Source organism: Deinococcus sp. (assembly GCF_025362455.1).
Taxonomy (GTDB): Bacteria; Deinococcota; Deinococci; order Deinococcales; family Deinococcaceae; genus Deinococcus.
The window spans coordinates 1-13,252 of record NZ_JANYGJ010000056.1 but is presented as its reverse complement, the minus strand read 5'-3'; the positions used below and the strand labels follow the sequence as shown (position 1 = coordinate 13,252).

Here is a 13,252-nt window from a genome sequence, read left to right as displayed (position 1 = left end):
GCCACGTTTCCCGATCAGGCCACGTTTCCCGATCAGGCCACGGGGCCAAACTCCTTCAAGCCGGGCAAAGCTGGTAACGGCCCTATCGTGGTGGCGGTGCCAGCCCGTGACGAGGCGGCGGGCATCGCCCAGACGGTGCGTGCCCTGTGCGCCCAGGTCGACGAGCAGGGGCAGCCGCTGACCAAGCTTCAGGTGCTGATCGTCACCAACAACTGCGGCGACGATACCGCCCGCCGAGCGAGGGCGGCTGCACGCTTCAGCGACCAGTTCAGCAAGCAGTCCGGCAAACGAGTGGACGTCATCGAGGCCGAGCTGAGCGCAGACCGGGCGCATGTGGGCGGCGCCCGGCGGCTGGCCCTCGATCTGGCCGCCGAGCGGGCCGGACCCGGCGGCATCGTGGTCAGCACCGACGCCGATACCGTGCCGGAGCCGGGCTGGCTGTGGCAGCTCTGCGCCCCGATTCAGGCCGGGGCCGACGCGGCTGCCGGGCGCATCATGCTCAGCGCCGGGAGCCGCGCCGCACTGCCCGGCGCGGTGCGGCGCACTTACCTGCTCGACACGGCCTACCGCCTGGCCGCCGAGGCCCTCAAGGACCGGCCCAGGCCCAGGCGGGCGGCGTCGGGGGCGGGCTGGCGCAGGTACATCCGCAGGTCGCGCAGCAGCCGCTCGGTGGGTTCGGGGGCGATCAGACCACGGGCGCCCACCGCGCGTTCGGACCCCTCGCAGGTCAGCAGGCAGGCGTCCTGGGTGACGCTGCGGGCCAGCGAGAGGTACGTCAGAAAGGCAAATTCGTCCCCGGCACCCGCCTGCTGCTGCTCAAGCAACACCTGAGCGCGGCAGGTCACCTGCCAGGCCGCTTCGAGCTGGGCGGCCATGTCGGCGAAGCGCAGGCGCTGCACATCGTCACCGCTGCGTCCGCTGCCGCGCAGCAGCTCGCGTCCGGCCTCTAGCAGCGCGTCGGCGCCGCCGAGCTGGACGGCCAGGAAGCGCAGGGCGCCGCCGCTGAAGTCCGGCTGGCGGTAATAGTCGCCCGGCTGCCCGATCAGGTCTCCCGGCATGACCGGCTGGCCCCCGAAGTCGATGCGGTGGCTGGCGCTGGGCCGCATGCCCAGCGGCTGCCAGAAGCTCCGGTCAATCTCACCTGGGCCGCGCTCACGGGGTAGCAGCACCAGCAGGCGCCCGGCCTGGGCCTCCGGGGCCGAACCCGCCTCCCACTCGGCGCCCATCAGCGGGCGGGTCACGTGCCCGGCTCCGGAAGCGAAGGTCTTGCCGCCGCGCAGCACCAGGGCGCCGTCCGCCAGGCGCTCGACGCGCAGGCCGGGTGATTGCTCGGTGTTCCAGACGCCGAACAGTTCACCCCGCCGGGCGTCCTGCCGGGCCTGGGCGATTTGCGCCGGGGTGCCGAGGCGCCCGATCAGGTGCAGGGCATTGACATGGCCCTCATAGACCCGCCCGATAGGCAGGCTGGAGCGGCCCACCCGCCGCAGGAACGCCAGCAGCGGGGCGCCTTCCAGCCCCAGCCCGCCCTCACCGAGCGGCAACGTGGCGCTCAGCACCCCGGCCTGCCTGAGCGCCTGGAACGACTGGGCCGGAAATTCGGCGTCGGCGTCGCGGGCGGCGGCCTCGGCGGCGATAACCGGCGCCGCCTGGGAGAAGCGGCCCAGCACCAGGCGGAGTGGCGACGGGGGCGGCAGGGGCTCTGATAGCGCCGAATCTAGTAACGGGGAATCTGGTAGCGGGGAACCGGGCAACACCGAATCTGGCAACACTGAACCGGGTCGCCAGGACATCAGAACAGAAGAATCCAGACCAGGCGGTGTCACGGCGGCGCCCCAGGCAGCCCGCTGCCGCGTTCCGGAAGCCGCCTGAGCCACCGCGCCGACCAGCTCGGACCGCCGCGCCAGGTGCGCCTGAAGCCGGGACAGCTCGGCGGCCAGCGGCGCGTAGACCGGGCGCTCACCCGCCTGGTCCGGGTAATCCCACAGACCGTTGTGGCAATGGCGGTCGTCGTCCCAGCCGGGGTGGTTGAGCACCGGATACAGACAGACGCCCTCCAGCGGCACCCCGGCGGCCTGGGCGGCTTGCAGCTCGGCGCCCACGCGGCGCAGCCAGTCGGGCCGGGCCTGGTCCTCGGTGCCGGTCTCGGCGATCAGCAGCGGCAGATTGTACCGGGCGTGGGCCGATGCCAGCAGGCTGCGCAGCGGGCGGTAACCCAGGTCTGCGGGTTCGAGGGTCTCGCGGCGCCTCTGCGGCCCGGTCAGGCGCCACTGGTTGTAGGGGTAGTAATTCAGGCCGATCACGTCTACCAGATCGAAGGCGCCGCCGAGTTCGGGGGCCAGGCGGCCCAGCAGCATGTCCAGGGACTGAAACTGCGCCTCGTGCTCGGCCTGCGCCGCGTGCGCGGTGTGGTCGTCGCCGGTCACGTGAATCAGCGGATCGACGTGCAGAAAGCAGGCCTGCGGGTCGGCCTCGCGCACAGCCCGTGTGGCCAGCACGGCGGCGCGGACCAGTTGCCGTTTGAGGTCGTCGCCGCGCCCCAGGGCGTGCGGATTGAAATACCCCACCTCGCCGCCGCCCCAGGCCAGAAACGAGATCTCGTTGATGGGGCACAGCCACAGCGGGCCGGACGTGCCCGTGCGCAGAAACCGGGCGGCGGCGCAGGCGTAGCGGGCGAAGGTTTCGGGAAAGTTGGCGGCGAACACGTCCACGTGGTCGGGCCAGCCGTAATGCAGCAGGTCCCAGATGACTTGCACGCCAGCCTCAGCCGCTGCCGCAAGCTGCGGGTGGGCCGAGTGAAAACCGTACTGTCCAGGCACCCGTTCGATCAGGTGCCACCGCAGACCGTCGCGGGCGGTGCCCAGCCGGGCGGCGGCCATCCGGCGGTAGTCCTGGGCGGCAAAGCGGTCGTGGCCGGTGGCGTCGATCAGGTCCAGGCGCCGCCCGGAACTGCGGCGATGCGTGCTGCACTCGAAGCCGCCCATCGTGAACGACGAAAACAGCGGAGGTCGGGGCGTCATGGGACCGATCCTGACAGGCCGCGCCGCGCCGTACGGAGCGCTGCCCCACAAGCAGGCCGACCGGGCGCCGGGGCCGTCCAGGTGAAAGTATAGGTAGAAATATGGCCGTTTCGACGTGCCAGACGAATCGGAAGGCGGGTTGCCGCCGCACTGAACCTACAGGGAAACTGAAGCTTGGGTCAGGAGTTGCTCAAGACGGGCCGGGGCACCTGAGCGAGCAGCAGGGCCAGCGCAGGGTCAGCCCGCCGGATCGGTCCGCCGAGGCGGAAGCCCGAAACGTGAGCAGGGACATACGTAATGTGGCGAAGCTGCTGGCCGACCCTAACCCGCCCCAGCCGCTTCGGGCGGTGCTCAGGGCAGGCGGCATCGACGCGCAGGTCAGGGCGGCCTTCGGCAAAACGCTGGCCGAAGTCACCGCCGCCGTCCGCAACGCTCAGCCAGGTGCCCTGGCGGCCAATCCGCGACGGCCCACAGCACTCCGTCGCCAGCTCGCAGAGATTCCGGCGCAGGCGATCACCACGCCGCAGGGTCAGAATGCCGTGCTGGCACAACCCGGCGCCGGGCTGAGCGGCGCCATGAACCAGGTGTTTCGCCACGGGCTGATCGCGGTGGTGCTGGGCTTCATCATGACCGACTCCTTGCCGCAGCCCGGCGCCTGTCGCCGAGTAACCGAGTAACCGAGTGACCGAGTAGCCGACGCAGTACCGCAGCAACGTGAGACAGCCATGCGCCGCCTGGAGACCATCCCAGGCGGCGCATGGCCGTGTTGCTCACTCCAGGCTCAGCCGACCGGCTGCTCCCAACGCCCGCTCAGATGGATCACGGCCCGGACCGGCAGCTCGGCGCTGCTCTGGCCGATCAGCAGGTGGTACTCGCCCGCGTCGGCCACCCAGGCATTCAGGTGGTCGTCGAAGTAGGCCAGCGAACGCATGTCCAGCTCCAGGCTCGCCTCGCCGGTCTCTCCCGCCTCCAGGTGAAGCTTGGCGAAGGCCTTGAGTTCCTTTTCGGGGCGCTCCAGCCTGGAGGCCGGGCTGTGGACGTAGAGCTGCACGACGGTCTGACCGCTGCGGCTGCCGGTGTTGGTCACGGGCACCGCCACGCTCAGGCGCTCATCCGGGCCGAGTCGCGGCGTGGACAGCCGGGCGCTGCCCAGCGCAAAGCTGGTGTAGCTTAGGCCGTGGCCGAAGGCGAACAGCGGTGTCAGGCGGTGCCGGTCGGTGTGCCGGTAGCCGGTAAACAGCCCCTCGGTGTAGTCCACGTGGCCGTCATGGCCGGGGTACTGGGCGTCTGGGGTTTCGGGGTGCACCGGATCGTCGCTCAGATGGGCCGGGAAGGTCTGCGGCAGGCGGCCTCCCGGTTCGGCCTGGCCCGTCAGCACGTCGGCGAGGCTGTCACCGGCCTCCTGACCGGGAAACCAGCCCTGCACCACGGCGCGGGCCTGGGCCAGCCAGGGCATCAGCACCGGGCCACCGGTCTGGAGCAGCACCACCGTGTTGGGATTGGCCGCCAGCACCGCCGCGATCAGGGCGTCCTGGTCGCCGGGCAGGCTCAGACCCACCCGGTCCACGCCCTCGGTTTCCCAGTCGCCGTTGGTGCCCACGCACAGCACGGCGTAGTCGGCCTCGGCGGCGGCCCGCACCGCCTCAGCCATCAGATCGGCAGAGGGCACCCGGCGGCCCCCCAACCGCACCGCGCTGAAGGAGGCGACGCCGTTGTCGAAGGGCTGGGCGGCGAAGTCGAGCACGAGCTGGTGGTCTCCGGCCTCCAGAGACAGCCTGACGCGCTGCTCGTCGCTGCCGAAGCCGAAGTAGGTGCTGCCCGGCGCCCAGCTCTGCCAGTTCTCGATCAACTGCTGTCCGTCCAGAGACAGGCTGCTCAGGCCCGCGCTCAGCAGGCTCAGTTCGTAGTCGCCGCTCTCCAGCACCTTCAATGTCAGCTTGAGGCGGGCTTGCAGGGCACTCGGCGCCATCCCGGCGGGCACCGAGAACCACATCACCTCGCTGCCCTGGCGCACCTCACGGTGCAGGGCCGGGACATGGATGTCGGCCTGGCCGGGCTGGTAGGTGCCGGGCGCGTAATACTCGGTCTCCACGGGCAGGTCCAGCACCGGCAGGTAGCGCTCGTTGCCGCAGCCCTGGGCGTAGCTCACGTTCTGCTCGCCCAGCGCCCGGCTCAGGCCCGCCAGCGGCGAGGTCCGGCGGTGGGCGTTGATCTGGGCGCTGCCCCCGCCCATGATCGCCGCACTGGCCGCGTTGGGACCGATGACGGCCACGCGGGCGCGGGCGGGCAGCGGCAACAACTGGCCCTCGTTTTTCAGCAGCACCGTGCCCGCCGCCCCGGCCCGGCGGATCAGGGCGCGGACTTCCGGCGACTCGTCGGGCTGCTCGGCGGCCTCGCGCACGTCGAGCGGCGCGTCCAGAATGCCGCAGCGCTGCATCAGGTGCAGCAGGTTTCCGGCGGCGTGGCGCACGGCCTGCCGGGTTTCCGGATCGGCCTCGGCCTCGGCGAGCAGCCCGGCGCGGGCCTTGGCGGGGCCGGGCATCTCCAGATCGAGCCCGGCCCGCACGCTTGCTGCGCCGGAGTGGGTGCCGCCCCAGTCGCTCATGACAACCCCGTCAAAGCCCCATTCCTGTCGCAAAATGGTCTGGAGTAGCCGGGGATGCTCGCCGCAGTAAGTGCCTTCCAGGCGGTTGTAGCCGGTCATGACCGCCCAGGCTCCGGCCTTGACGCCCAGCTCGAAGGGCCGCAGGTACAGTTCGCGCAGCGCCCGTTCGGGAATGCGGCTGTCGATGCTGGAGCGCTGATACTCGGATTCGTTGCCCGCAAAATGCTTGATGCAGGCGGCCACGCCGCTGGCCTGTAGCCCCTGGACGTAGGCCACGCCGAGCTGGCCGGTCAGTTCGGGGTCCTCGCTGTAGCTCTCGAAGTTGCGGCCATTCAGCGAGCTGCGAAACAGGTTCAGCGTCGGGGCCAGCAGCACGCCCGCGTTCTTGAGCCGGGCCTCATTCGCCAGGGCGGCGCCGACCTCGCGCAGCAGCGGCGCGTCCCAGGTGCTGCCCAGCGCGATGCCGCAGGGAAAGGCCGCCGTGGCGACGCCTGAGACGAACGATCCGGCGCCGCGCGCACCCGCCGGGCCGTCGGTGACTTTCACAGGAGGGATGTTCAGGCGCGGCACCGGCACGGTGGTCCAGTGATCGGCCCCAGCCAGCAGCGAGACCTGTTCGGCGAGGGTCAGTTGGGTCAGCAACTCGTCGATACGGCGCGTCGACGCAGCGGAGACCGGCGGGTGGGCGGGCGTGGGAATGATCGAAGTCATAGTGAATCCTCAGCGGAGCGACGGTTGAAAGCAGCCCAGAGCGGCACAGACAGCAGCAGCTCGAAGGGAGGGGGGGTCACTGCCAGGGGAGGTGACGGATGGATGGAGTAGTAGGCGGGTGGAGTAGTAGGCGGATGGGGTGAAAGGCGGACGAACCGGTGGGAGGGGAAGTCAGCGGGCGCCGGGCCGGGCCGGGTCGAACAGCACACAGCGCACCAGGTGGCCGGGGCTGAGTTCGTAGAGTGGGGGCAAAGCCACCTTGCAGGCCGCCGTGGCGTGGGGGCAGCGCGGCTCGAAGGCGCAGCCGGTGGGCAGCTTGCTCAGGTCGGGCACCTCGCCGCGCAGGGGCAGCTCGCCCGCATCCTGAGCACCTGCGCCTTGAGTCTCGGTGCCCTCACCGAACTTGGGCGCGGCGCGGCGCAGAAGCTGGGTATACGGCATCTGTGGGTTGCCGATCACCTCCTGGGCTGGCCCGATCTCGACCACCGACCCGGCGTACATCACCGCCACCCGGTCGGCCATGTAGCGTGCCCCGGCCAGATCGTGGGTGATGAACAGCATGCTCAGGCCCTCCTGGTCCTTGAGGTCGAGCAGCAGATTCATGATGTCGAGCCGGATCGACACGTCCAGCGCCGAGGTCGGTTCGTCGGCCAGGATCAGCTCCGGGCGGGCCGCCAGGGCGCGGGCGATCACCACCCGTTGCCGCTGCCCGCCCGACAGTTCGTTGGGACGCCGGGCCGCCCAGAGGGCGCCGGGCGAGAGTCCCACCCGGTCGAGCAGGGCGCTGACCTGAGCGCCGACCTCGCGCCCAGGCGCCAGCTTGTGAATCCGGATGGGCCGCGAGAGCGTGTAGCCCACCGTGTTCAGGGCGTTGAGACTGGCGTAGGGGTCTTGAAAGATCATCTGGACGCGGCGGCGCAGCGCCCGCAACCCGGCGCTGCCCAGACGGCGCGGCACCGCCTGGCCGCCCACGCTGACGCTGCCGCTGGTGGGCGTCTCCAGCCGGGCGACCAGGCGGGCCACCGTGCTCTTGCCGCTGCCGGATTCGCCGACCAGGGCCAGCACCTCACCGCGCTCGATTCGCAGCGAGACGTTGTTGACCGCCGTGACGACGCGCCCGCCCCGCCCGCACTTGAAGGCTTTGGTGAGCCCGTGCAGCTCCAGGGCGGCGTTGGCGCTCACGGCGGCGGTCAGCGGGGTGCCGGGCCGGACTCCAGTTGTCAACTCAGTCGCTGTTGTCAACTCAGTCGCTGTTGTCAATTCAGTCGCTGGCGAGGACATGGTTCACCTCCGGCTTGGCTAAGGTGAGCTGCTCCGGCGAGGCGTGCAGAAAGCAGGCGACGCGGTGGCCCGGTGAGAGGTCGCTCAGCACAGGTTTCTGGAGCGAGCAGATCGGCATCACCGAATCGCAGCGCTCGGCGAAGGGGCAGCCGGTCAGGTCCAGCGCCAGTGACGGCGGGCGACCCGGAATGCCCTCACGGCGCGTGCGCTCGCCGCCCAGCGGCGGGAAGGCCGTCATCAGGCGGCGGGTGTAGGGGTGCAGCGGAGCGCTTTGCAGCACGCTCGACGGCGCTTCCTCGACGATTTCCCCGGCGTACATGATGGCGATGCGGTCGCTCATCTCGGTGAGCAAGGAGAGGTCGTGGGTAATCATCACGATGCCGATGCCCAGGCGACGGCGGACGGCCTGGATCTCTTCGAGGATCTGGCGCTGCACCACCACGTCCAGCGCGGTGGTAGGCTCGTCGAGCACCACCAGCTTGGGCTCCAGCGCCAGCGCGATGGCGATGACCACCCGCTGCTTCATGCCGCCGGAAAGCTGGTGCGGGTAAACATCGAGGTACGACTCGCGGATCCCGACCAGCCCGAACAGTTCGCGGGCACGGGCGTCCAGTTTGGCCTTGTCGGTGACGCCGTGGGCCTGCATGGCGTCGTAGAGCTGCTCGCGCACCCGCAGCACCGGGTTGAGCACGTTCATGGACGCCTGGAAGACCATGCTGTAGTCCTTCCAGCGCCTGCGCCGCAGCTCGCTCTCGCTCAGCGTCAGCAGGTCCACGCCTTCGAGCACCGACTGACCGGAAAAAACCTCGCCCGGCTCGGCCAGCAACCTGGTGGCGGCGAAGGCCAGGGTAGATTTGCCGCACCCCGACTCGCCCGCCAGCCCCAGGAACTCGCCGGGCATCACGTCCAGCGAGACGTTGCGCACCGCCCGCACCGGCCCCTGCGGCGTCTGGTATCCGGCGGTGAGGTGGCGCACCGAGAGCAGGGCCGCCGGGTTGGGCGGCTGGATCTTCATATTGGGCCGGGTCAGCGTCTGAGCCGCGCTCTGACTGGCCAGCACCCGCCCCTTCCCGCGCCGCGCCGCCCGCAGCCGTCCGGCGTTGGCGGCCTTGGGGTTGGCAATCTCGTCGATGGCGAAGTTCAGCAGCGCGAACGAGGTGCCCAGCAGCGCGATGCACAGCCCCGGTGCCATCACCCACCACCAGGCCCCCTTGAGCAGCGCGGTGTGTCCGGCAGCCCAGTAGAGCATGCTGCCCCAGGACGGCTGGGTCACGTCGCCGACGCCGATGAATTTCAGCCCGGACTCCGAGAGCACGCCGTAGAGCGCGGTGCCAAAAAAATTGGCGGCGATGATGCCCGACAGGTTCGGCAGCATCTCGCGGAAGATGATCCGGCCCGGCCCTTCGCCGGTACTGACCGCCGCGTCGATGAAATCGCGCCGCCGCAGCGTCATGGCCTGGGCGCGCAGCACCCGCGCCCCCCAGGCCCAGCCGGTCAGCGAGATCACGATGATGATGGCCCAGTCACCGGCGTTTTCCAGCAGCGCCGCCGCCACGATCAGCAGCGGGAAGCCCGGCAGCACCAGCACCACGTTGATGATCCCGTTGACGATCTCGTCGAAGCGGCCCCCGAAATAGGCCGCGCTGATGCCGACGGCGGTGCCGATCAGGGTGGCGATCAGTCCGGTCAGCAGCCCGATCAGCATGGTGAAGCGGGCGCCGTACAGAAGCTGGGACAGGATGTCCTGACCCACGAAGGTGGTGCCCAGCGGGTGCAGGCGCGAGGGCGTCAGCATGCTCTTGAAGGCCAGCGAGGTCGGGTCGTAGCTGGTCCACAGCGGCGCACTGATCGCCATCAAACTCAGCACCAGCAAGATGACGATGCCCGCCGCCGCCTTGGGCGAGCGCCGCATCAGGCTGCCCAGCGCGTCCAGCGGACGGCGACCCAGCGCGGCCAGGCGCGGGCGCGGCGCCGAAGCTGCGGCGCTCACGCGCCCAGCCCGGTGCGCACACGCGGATCGAGGAACGTGTAGAGGATGTCCACCAGGAAGTTGGCGATGAGCACCGCCGCCGAAATAATCAGAAAGATGGCCTGCATCAACGGAAAGTCCTTGGAGGTCACGGCGCTGAACAGGTAGTAGCCCAGGCCCGGATACGAATAGACCTGCTCGACCAGAATCGAGCCGCCGACGACGAAGCCCAGCGCGATGCCAAAGCCGGTCAGGCTGGGCAGCATGGCGTTGCGCAGCACGTAGCGGCTCAGAATCCGGCGCTCGCTCAGGCCCTTGGCGCGGGCGAAGGCCAGGTAATCCTCGCCCATCACGCTCACGGCGTTGTTGCGCATGGTCACCAGCCAGCCGCCGACCGCCGTGATGATGATCGAGCAGGCGGGCAGGACGGCGTGGCGCAGCATCGACGACCACCATTTGGGCGTAAACGAGTCGCCGATGAAGGGATCGAGGTTGCCGCCCAGCGGAAAGACGTTGTGCCACAGCGAGAAGACGTAGACCAGCAACGAGCCGACCCAGAAGTACGGCAGCGCCCCCAGAAACAGCCCGATGGCGGGCAGGGCGCTGGCGAAGCGCTGGTTGCCCTTCCAGGCGCTGTACAGGCCCAGGGCGCTGCCGATCAAGAAGGAGATCAGGGTGCAGACCCCGATCAGCCCGATGGTCCAGGGCGCGGCGGCGGCGATGACGTCGGCGGCGGGCGTGGGAAACTGGGTGATCGAGCGCCCGAAATCACCGTGCAGCAGCTTGACCAGGTACTTGAGGTATTCCTGAAAGGCCGAGCCCTCGTTGCCCAGGCCGTAGGCGAGGCGCAGGGCGTCGGCGGCCTGCGGTGAGAGATTGCCCTGGTACTTGGCCATCATCGCCCCCACGGCGTCGCCGGGGATCAGACGTGGCAGGAAGAAATTGATGGTGGCCGCCACGAACAACGTGAGCAGCAGCAGCGCGAATTTGCGAAGAAGGTACAGCATGGGGGCTCCTGATGAGCGGGGGCGAAATGCCGACACCGGGGGCAGTTTGGCGACTGCCCCCGGTGTGCTACCGACTCCGATTGAATCGTTTTGCAAAAACGGATCAGGTCCGACCAACGGGAGTAGGAGAAGTACGGGCTCTGCGGTATAAATCAGCATCCGGTGCTTCTTGGCCAGAACGGACGCCCGTGAAGACGCCTGGCCGCTTTTTCGGATGTCGAGAAATTTAGCGGAGCCCGTACAAGAGGGGAACTTTATTTGGGCTTGACGTTAATGAGCATCAGGCGACCGCCCACCAGGTCACTGTTGCTCCCATCGTTGTAGGGGTTCTCGGCGGTGGGAAAGCCGGTGAGCTTGGCGGTGTTGTAGACGTTGAACGAGGTGCGGGCGGTCAGCGGAACCCAGGGCTGGTTTTTGAGCACCTGAACGACCATGGTGCTCATGGCCGCCTTCTGGGCCTTGGCGTCGCTCGTGGCGCTGAAGGCGTCGATGGCCGCCGAGAGGGTGGGGTCCGAGAAGCGCGAGAGGTTGCTCGCCGCCGTCTTGCCCACCGCCGCGCTGAACTCCGGCGCGAAGGACTGCCAGTACAGGTTGTAGGGCGTCGGGCCGCTGCCCCAGCCCCAGCTCACGCCCATGTCGTACACGCCGGTCTGGAGGCCGCCCGAATAGCCCGACCACTGCTGCTGGTCGATGCTGGTCGCAATGCCGACCTTCTTGAGGTTCTCGCCCACGACCTGCGCGATGGTGATGTAATCGGTCCAGCCCGCGCCCACCAGAATCTTGAAGCTGGGCAGCGCCGCGCCGTCTTTGCCCAGGCGCATGCCGCCCGCGTCTTTCTTGTAGCCAGCGGCGGTCAGGGCCGCGTCGGCGGCGGCCACGTCGAACTTGGCACCGAGCGCGTTGGCGGCGGCAGGCTTCCAGACTTTAAGCTGCCCCGGAATAATGCCGGAGGGGTCGGCGGGCGGCACCACACCGGCATACGCCTTGTCGGCCACTTCCTTGGTGTCGATGGCCTGGGCGACGGCGCGGCGGAAGCCCACGTCATTGAAAGGTGCCTTGGTGGTGTTGAGGTACAGGGCGTTGACGCTGTTGACCGGCCACCAGTACGAGAAGTCCGCGCCCTTGGCGGTGTAGTCCTTGTTGGGATCAGGAATGGCGATGTAGCCGTAATCGGTCTCGCCTTTGAGCATCTTGAGCAGCGCGGGCTCGTTACCGGAGAGCGAAAACCAGGCCACCGCGTCCACGTAAGGGCGGCCTTTCATCCAGTAGTTGGGGTTTTTGAGCACCCGGATGGCCTGGGTCGAGTAGGTCTCGGCCAGGAAGGGGCCGGTGCCCACCGGGCTCTCGTTGGTAAAGGTCGCCGGGTCCTTGACGCTGGCCCACAGGTGCTCCGGCACGATCAATGTCTGGGCGATGGAGGTCAGCAGCGGCACATTCACCTTGCTGAAGGTGATGACCACCGTGCTCGCGTTCGTCGCCTTGACGCTCTCGATGCCGTTTTTCCACAGGGCACCGCCGTCGATGGCGGGGTTGGCCTTGAGGTAGTTCATGGTGAAGGCCACGTCGGCAGCCGAAAACGCCTTGCCGTCGCTCCACTTGACGCCGGGGCGCGTGTTGACGGTCAGGGTCTTGTTGCCGTTGCTCCAGGCGTACTTGGTGCCGAGCACGTTGGTGACCTTGCCGTTGAGGCCGTTGACGTAAAACAGCGACTCGTAGATGCCCGAATTGGTCGGGGCAACGTGGGCACCGTAGGGGTTGTAGTTCTTGGGGCCGAAGGTGTTTGGCACCGCGATGTTGAAGGTGGTCTGCGGCTCTGCGGCCAGCGCCGTACCGCTGACGGCAGCCGCCAGCAGCAAGCTCAGCGAGCGCAGACGGGACAGAGCGGGGCGGGCGGCGTTGTGGGTGCGTTGCATACAGGACCTCCAGGTCAACAGGGCTTGAACATCGGCTACCGATCATCGGACACGGATCACAGGCTGCGAATCACAGGCAGCAAGCCGCAGCAGGTGAACACACCACGGCCTGCTGGAACGCTGAAACCGCCGCCGATGCGGGCGCAATGACCTGAGCAGGCTCCAGATCGGCGGGTTGACTTTGCGTGTGTACCATCATAATGTAGCGGTACATTAAGTAAAAAGCAAGCCTCCCCCTTTGCCTCTCAGCCCAGCCCTTTGCCCGGCCCGCAGGCGCGGCAGTTTTCCGCGTTCTATGGTGTAAAGAGCCCCATGACGAACCGCCTGACTGCGCCTGCTCCGAGCCGTTCCACGGCCTGTCCGGGCCTGTGGTCACCTGGGCAGGCCGCAACCACCCGGTCCACCGATCTATGGTGAGCTGCTGATGGTGACGCTTCAGGATGTGGCCCGGCAGGCTGGGGTCTCGCCGATGACGGTCCCGAACGTCGTCAACGGTAAAGCCAGCGTGCGCCCGGCGGCCCGGCAGCGCGTACTGGACGCCATCGAGACCACCGGCAACCGGGTCAACCCGTTGGCGCGGGCGCTGGCTGGAGGCCGCAACCGCCTGATTAGAGCAGATTTCACAAAAAGGCCATAGGATAGGCAGCCCCGAACCAGCCGAGGACATCCTGAACTGTTACGGCATCAAGGGCCTTCCCAATAGCACTCCAGAGCGATGGCAGGTCGCGCCACCGCCCAGCCCTGACCAA

At 68.6% G+C, this 13,252-nt stretch carries 8 protein-coding genes and 1 pseudogene; 3 read left to right on the top strand and 6 right to left on the bottom strand.

What is annotated here, in order from left to right; all coding sequences use genetic code 11:
* Positions 1-87: 87 nt before the first annotated feature.
* A pseudogene (locus Q0R23_RS04105) lies at positions 88-510 on the top strand (glycosyltransferase); the annotation flags it as partial.
* Between the two features lie 53 nt (positions 511-563).
* Here the strand turns inward: Q0R23_RS04105 and Q0R23_RS04100 are convergent.
* Positions 564-3,017: an acyl-CoA dehydrogenase family protein gene (locus Q0R23_RS04100; RefSeq protein WP_293910649.1), complete on the bottom strand. Its 2,454-nt coding sequence runs from the start codon at positions 3,015-3,017 to the stop codon at positions 564-566.
* A 278-nt stretch (positions 3,018-3,295) separates the two neighbouring features.
* Between Q0R23_RS04100 and Q0R23_RS04095 the strand changes: the two genes are divergently transcribed.
* Positions 3,296-3,694 (top strand): hypothetical protein, encoded by a 399-nt coding sequence (locus Q0R23_RS04095; RefSeq protein WP_293910647.1) that lies wholly within the window; start codon positions 3,296-3,298, stop codon positions 3,692-3,694.
* A 104-nt stretch (positions 3,695-3,798) separates the two neighbouring features.
* On the opposite strand, the gene Q0R23_RS04090 is transcribed toward Q0R23_RS04095, so the two are convergent.
* The 5 genes from Q0R23_RS04090 to Q0R23_RS04070 form a co-directional block, all read right to left on the bottom strand.
* The gene (locus Q0R23_RS04090; RefSeq protein ID WP_293910645.1) at positions 3,799-6,333 is read right to left on the bottom strand and encodes a glycoside hydrolase family 3 C-terminal domain-containing protein; all 2,535 of its coding nucleotides are present in this window, start codon (positions 6,331-6,333) and stop codon (positions 3,799-3,801) included.
* 171 nt (positions 6,334-6,504) lie between these two features.
* Positions 6,505-7,614 (bottom strand): ABC transporter ATP-binding protein, encoded by a 1,110-nt coding sequence (locus Q0R23_RS04085; RefSeq protein WP_293910643.1) that lies wholly within the window; start codon positions 7,612-7,614, stop codon positions 6,505-6,507.
* Complete coding sequence (locus Q0R23_RS04080) at positions 7,595-9,604, bottom strand: dipeptide/oligopeptide/nickel ABC transporter permease/ATP-binding protein (RefSeq protein WP_293910641.1); 2,010 nt, start codon at positions 9,602-9,604, stop codon at positions 7,595-7,597. Before Q0R23_RS04080 ends, Q0R23_RS04085 begins: the two co-directional genes overlap by 20 nt.
* Positions 9,601-10,590, bottom strand: coding sequence for an ABC transporter permease (locus tag Q0R23_RS04075; RefSeq protein WP_293910639.1), 990 nt, complete (start codon positions 10,588-10,590; stop codon positions 9,601-9,603). Before Q0R23_RS04075 ends, Q0R23_RS04080 begins: the two co-directional genes overlap by 4 nt.
* Before the next feature lie 254 nt (positions 10,591-10,844).
* Positions 10,845-12,503 (bottom strand): ABC transporter substrate-binding protein, encoded by a 1,659-nt coding sequence (locus Q0R23_RS04070; protein ID WP_293910637.1) that lies wholly within the window; start codon positions 12,501-12,503, stop codon positions 10,845-10,847.
* A gap of 424 nt (positions 12,504-12,927) precedes the next feature.
* Between Q0R23_RS04070 and Q0R23_RS04065 the strand changes: the two genes are divergently transcribed.
* Positions 12,928-13,140: a LacI family DNA-binding transcriptional regulator gene (locus Q0R23_RS04065; protein WP_293910635.1), complete on the top strand. Its 213-nt coding sequence runs from the start codon at positions 12,928-12,930 to the stop codon at positions 13,138-13,140.
* The last annotated feature ends 112 nt before the right edge of the window (positions 13,141-13,252 follow it).

Coding starts and splice junctions, on each gene's coding strand:
- Q0R23_RS04085 (WP_293910643.1), bottom strand. CDS start 7,614: ATGTCCTCGCCAGCGACTGAATTGACAACAGCGACTGAGTTGACAACA.
- Q0R23_RS04100 (WP_293910649.1), bottom strand. CDS start 3,017: ATGACGCCCCGACCTCCGCTGTTTTCGTCGTTCACGATGGGCGGCTTC.
- Q0R23_RS04070 (WP_293910637.1), bottom strand. CDS start 12,503: ATGCAACGCACCCACAACGCCGCCCGCCCCGCTCTGTCCCGTCTGCGC.
- Q0R23_RS04075 (WP_293910639.1), bottom strand. CDS start 10,590: ATGCTGTACCTTCTTCGCAAATTCGCGCTGCTGCTGCTCACGTTGTTC.
- Q0R23_RS04065 (WP_293910635.1), top strand. CDS start 12,928: ATGGTGACGCTTCAGGATGTGGCCCGGCAGGCTGGGGTCTCGCCGATG.
- Q0R23_RS04090 (WP_293910645.1), bottom strand. CDS start 6,333: ATGACTTCGATCATTCCCACGCCCGCCCACCCGCCGGTCTCCGCTGCG.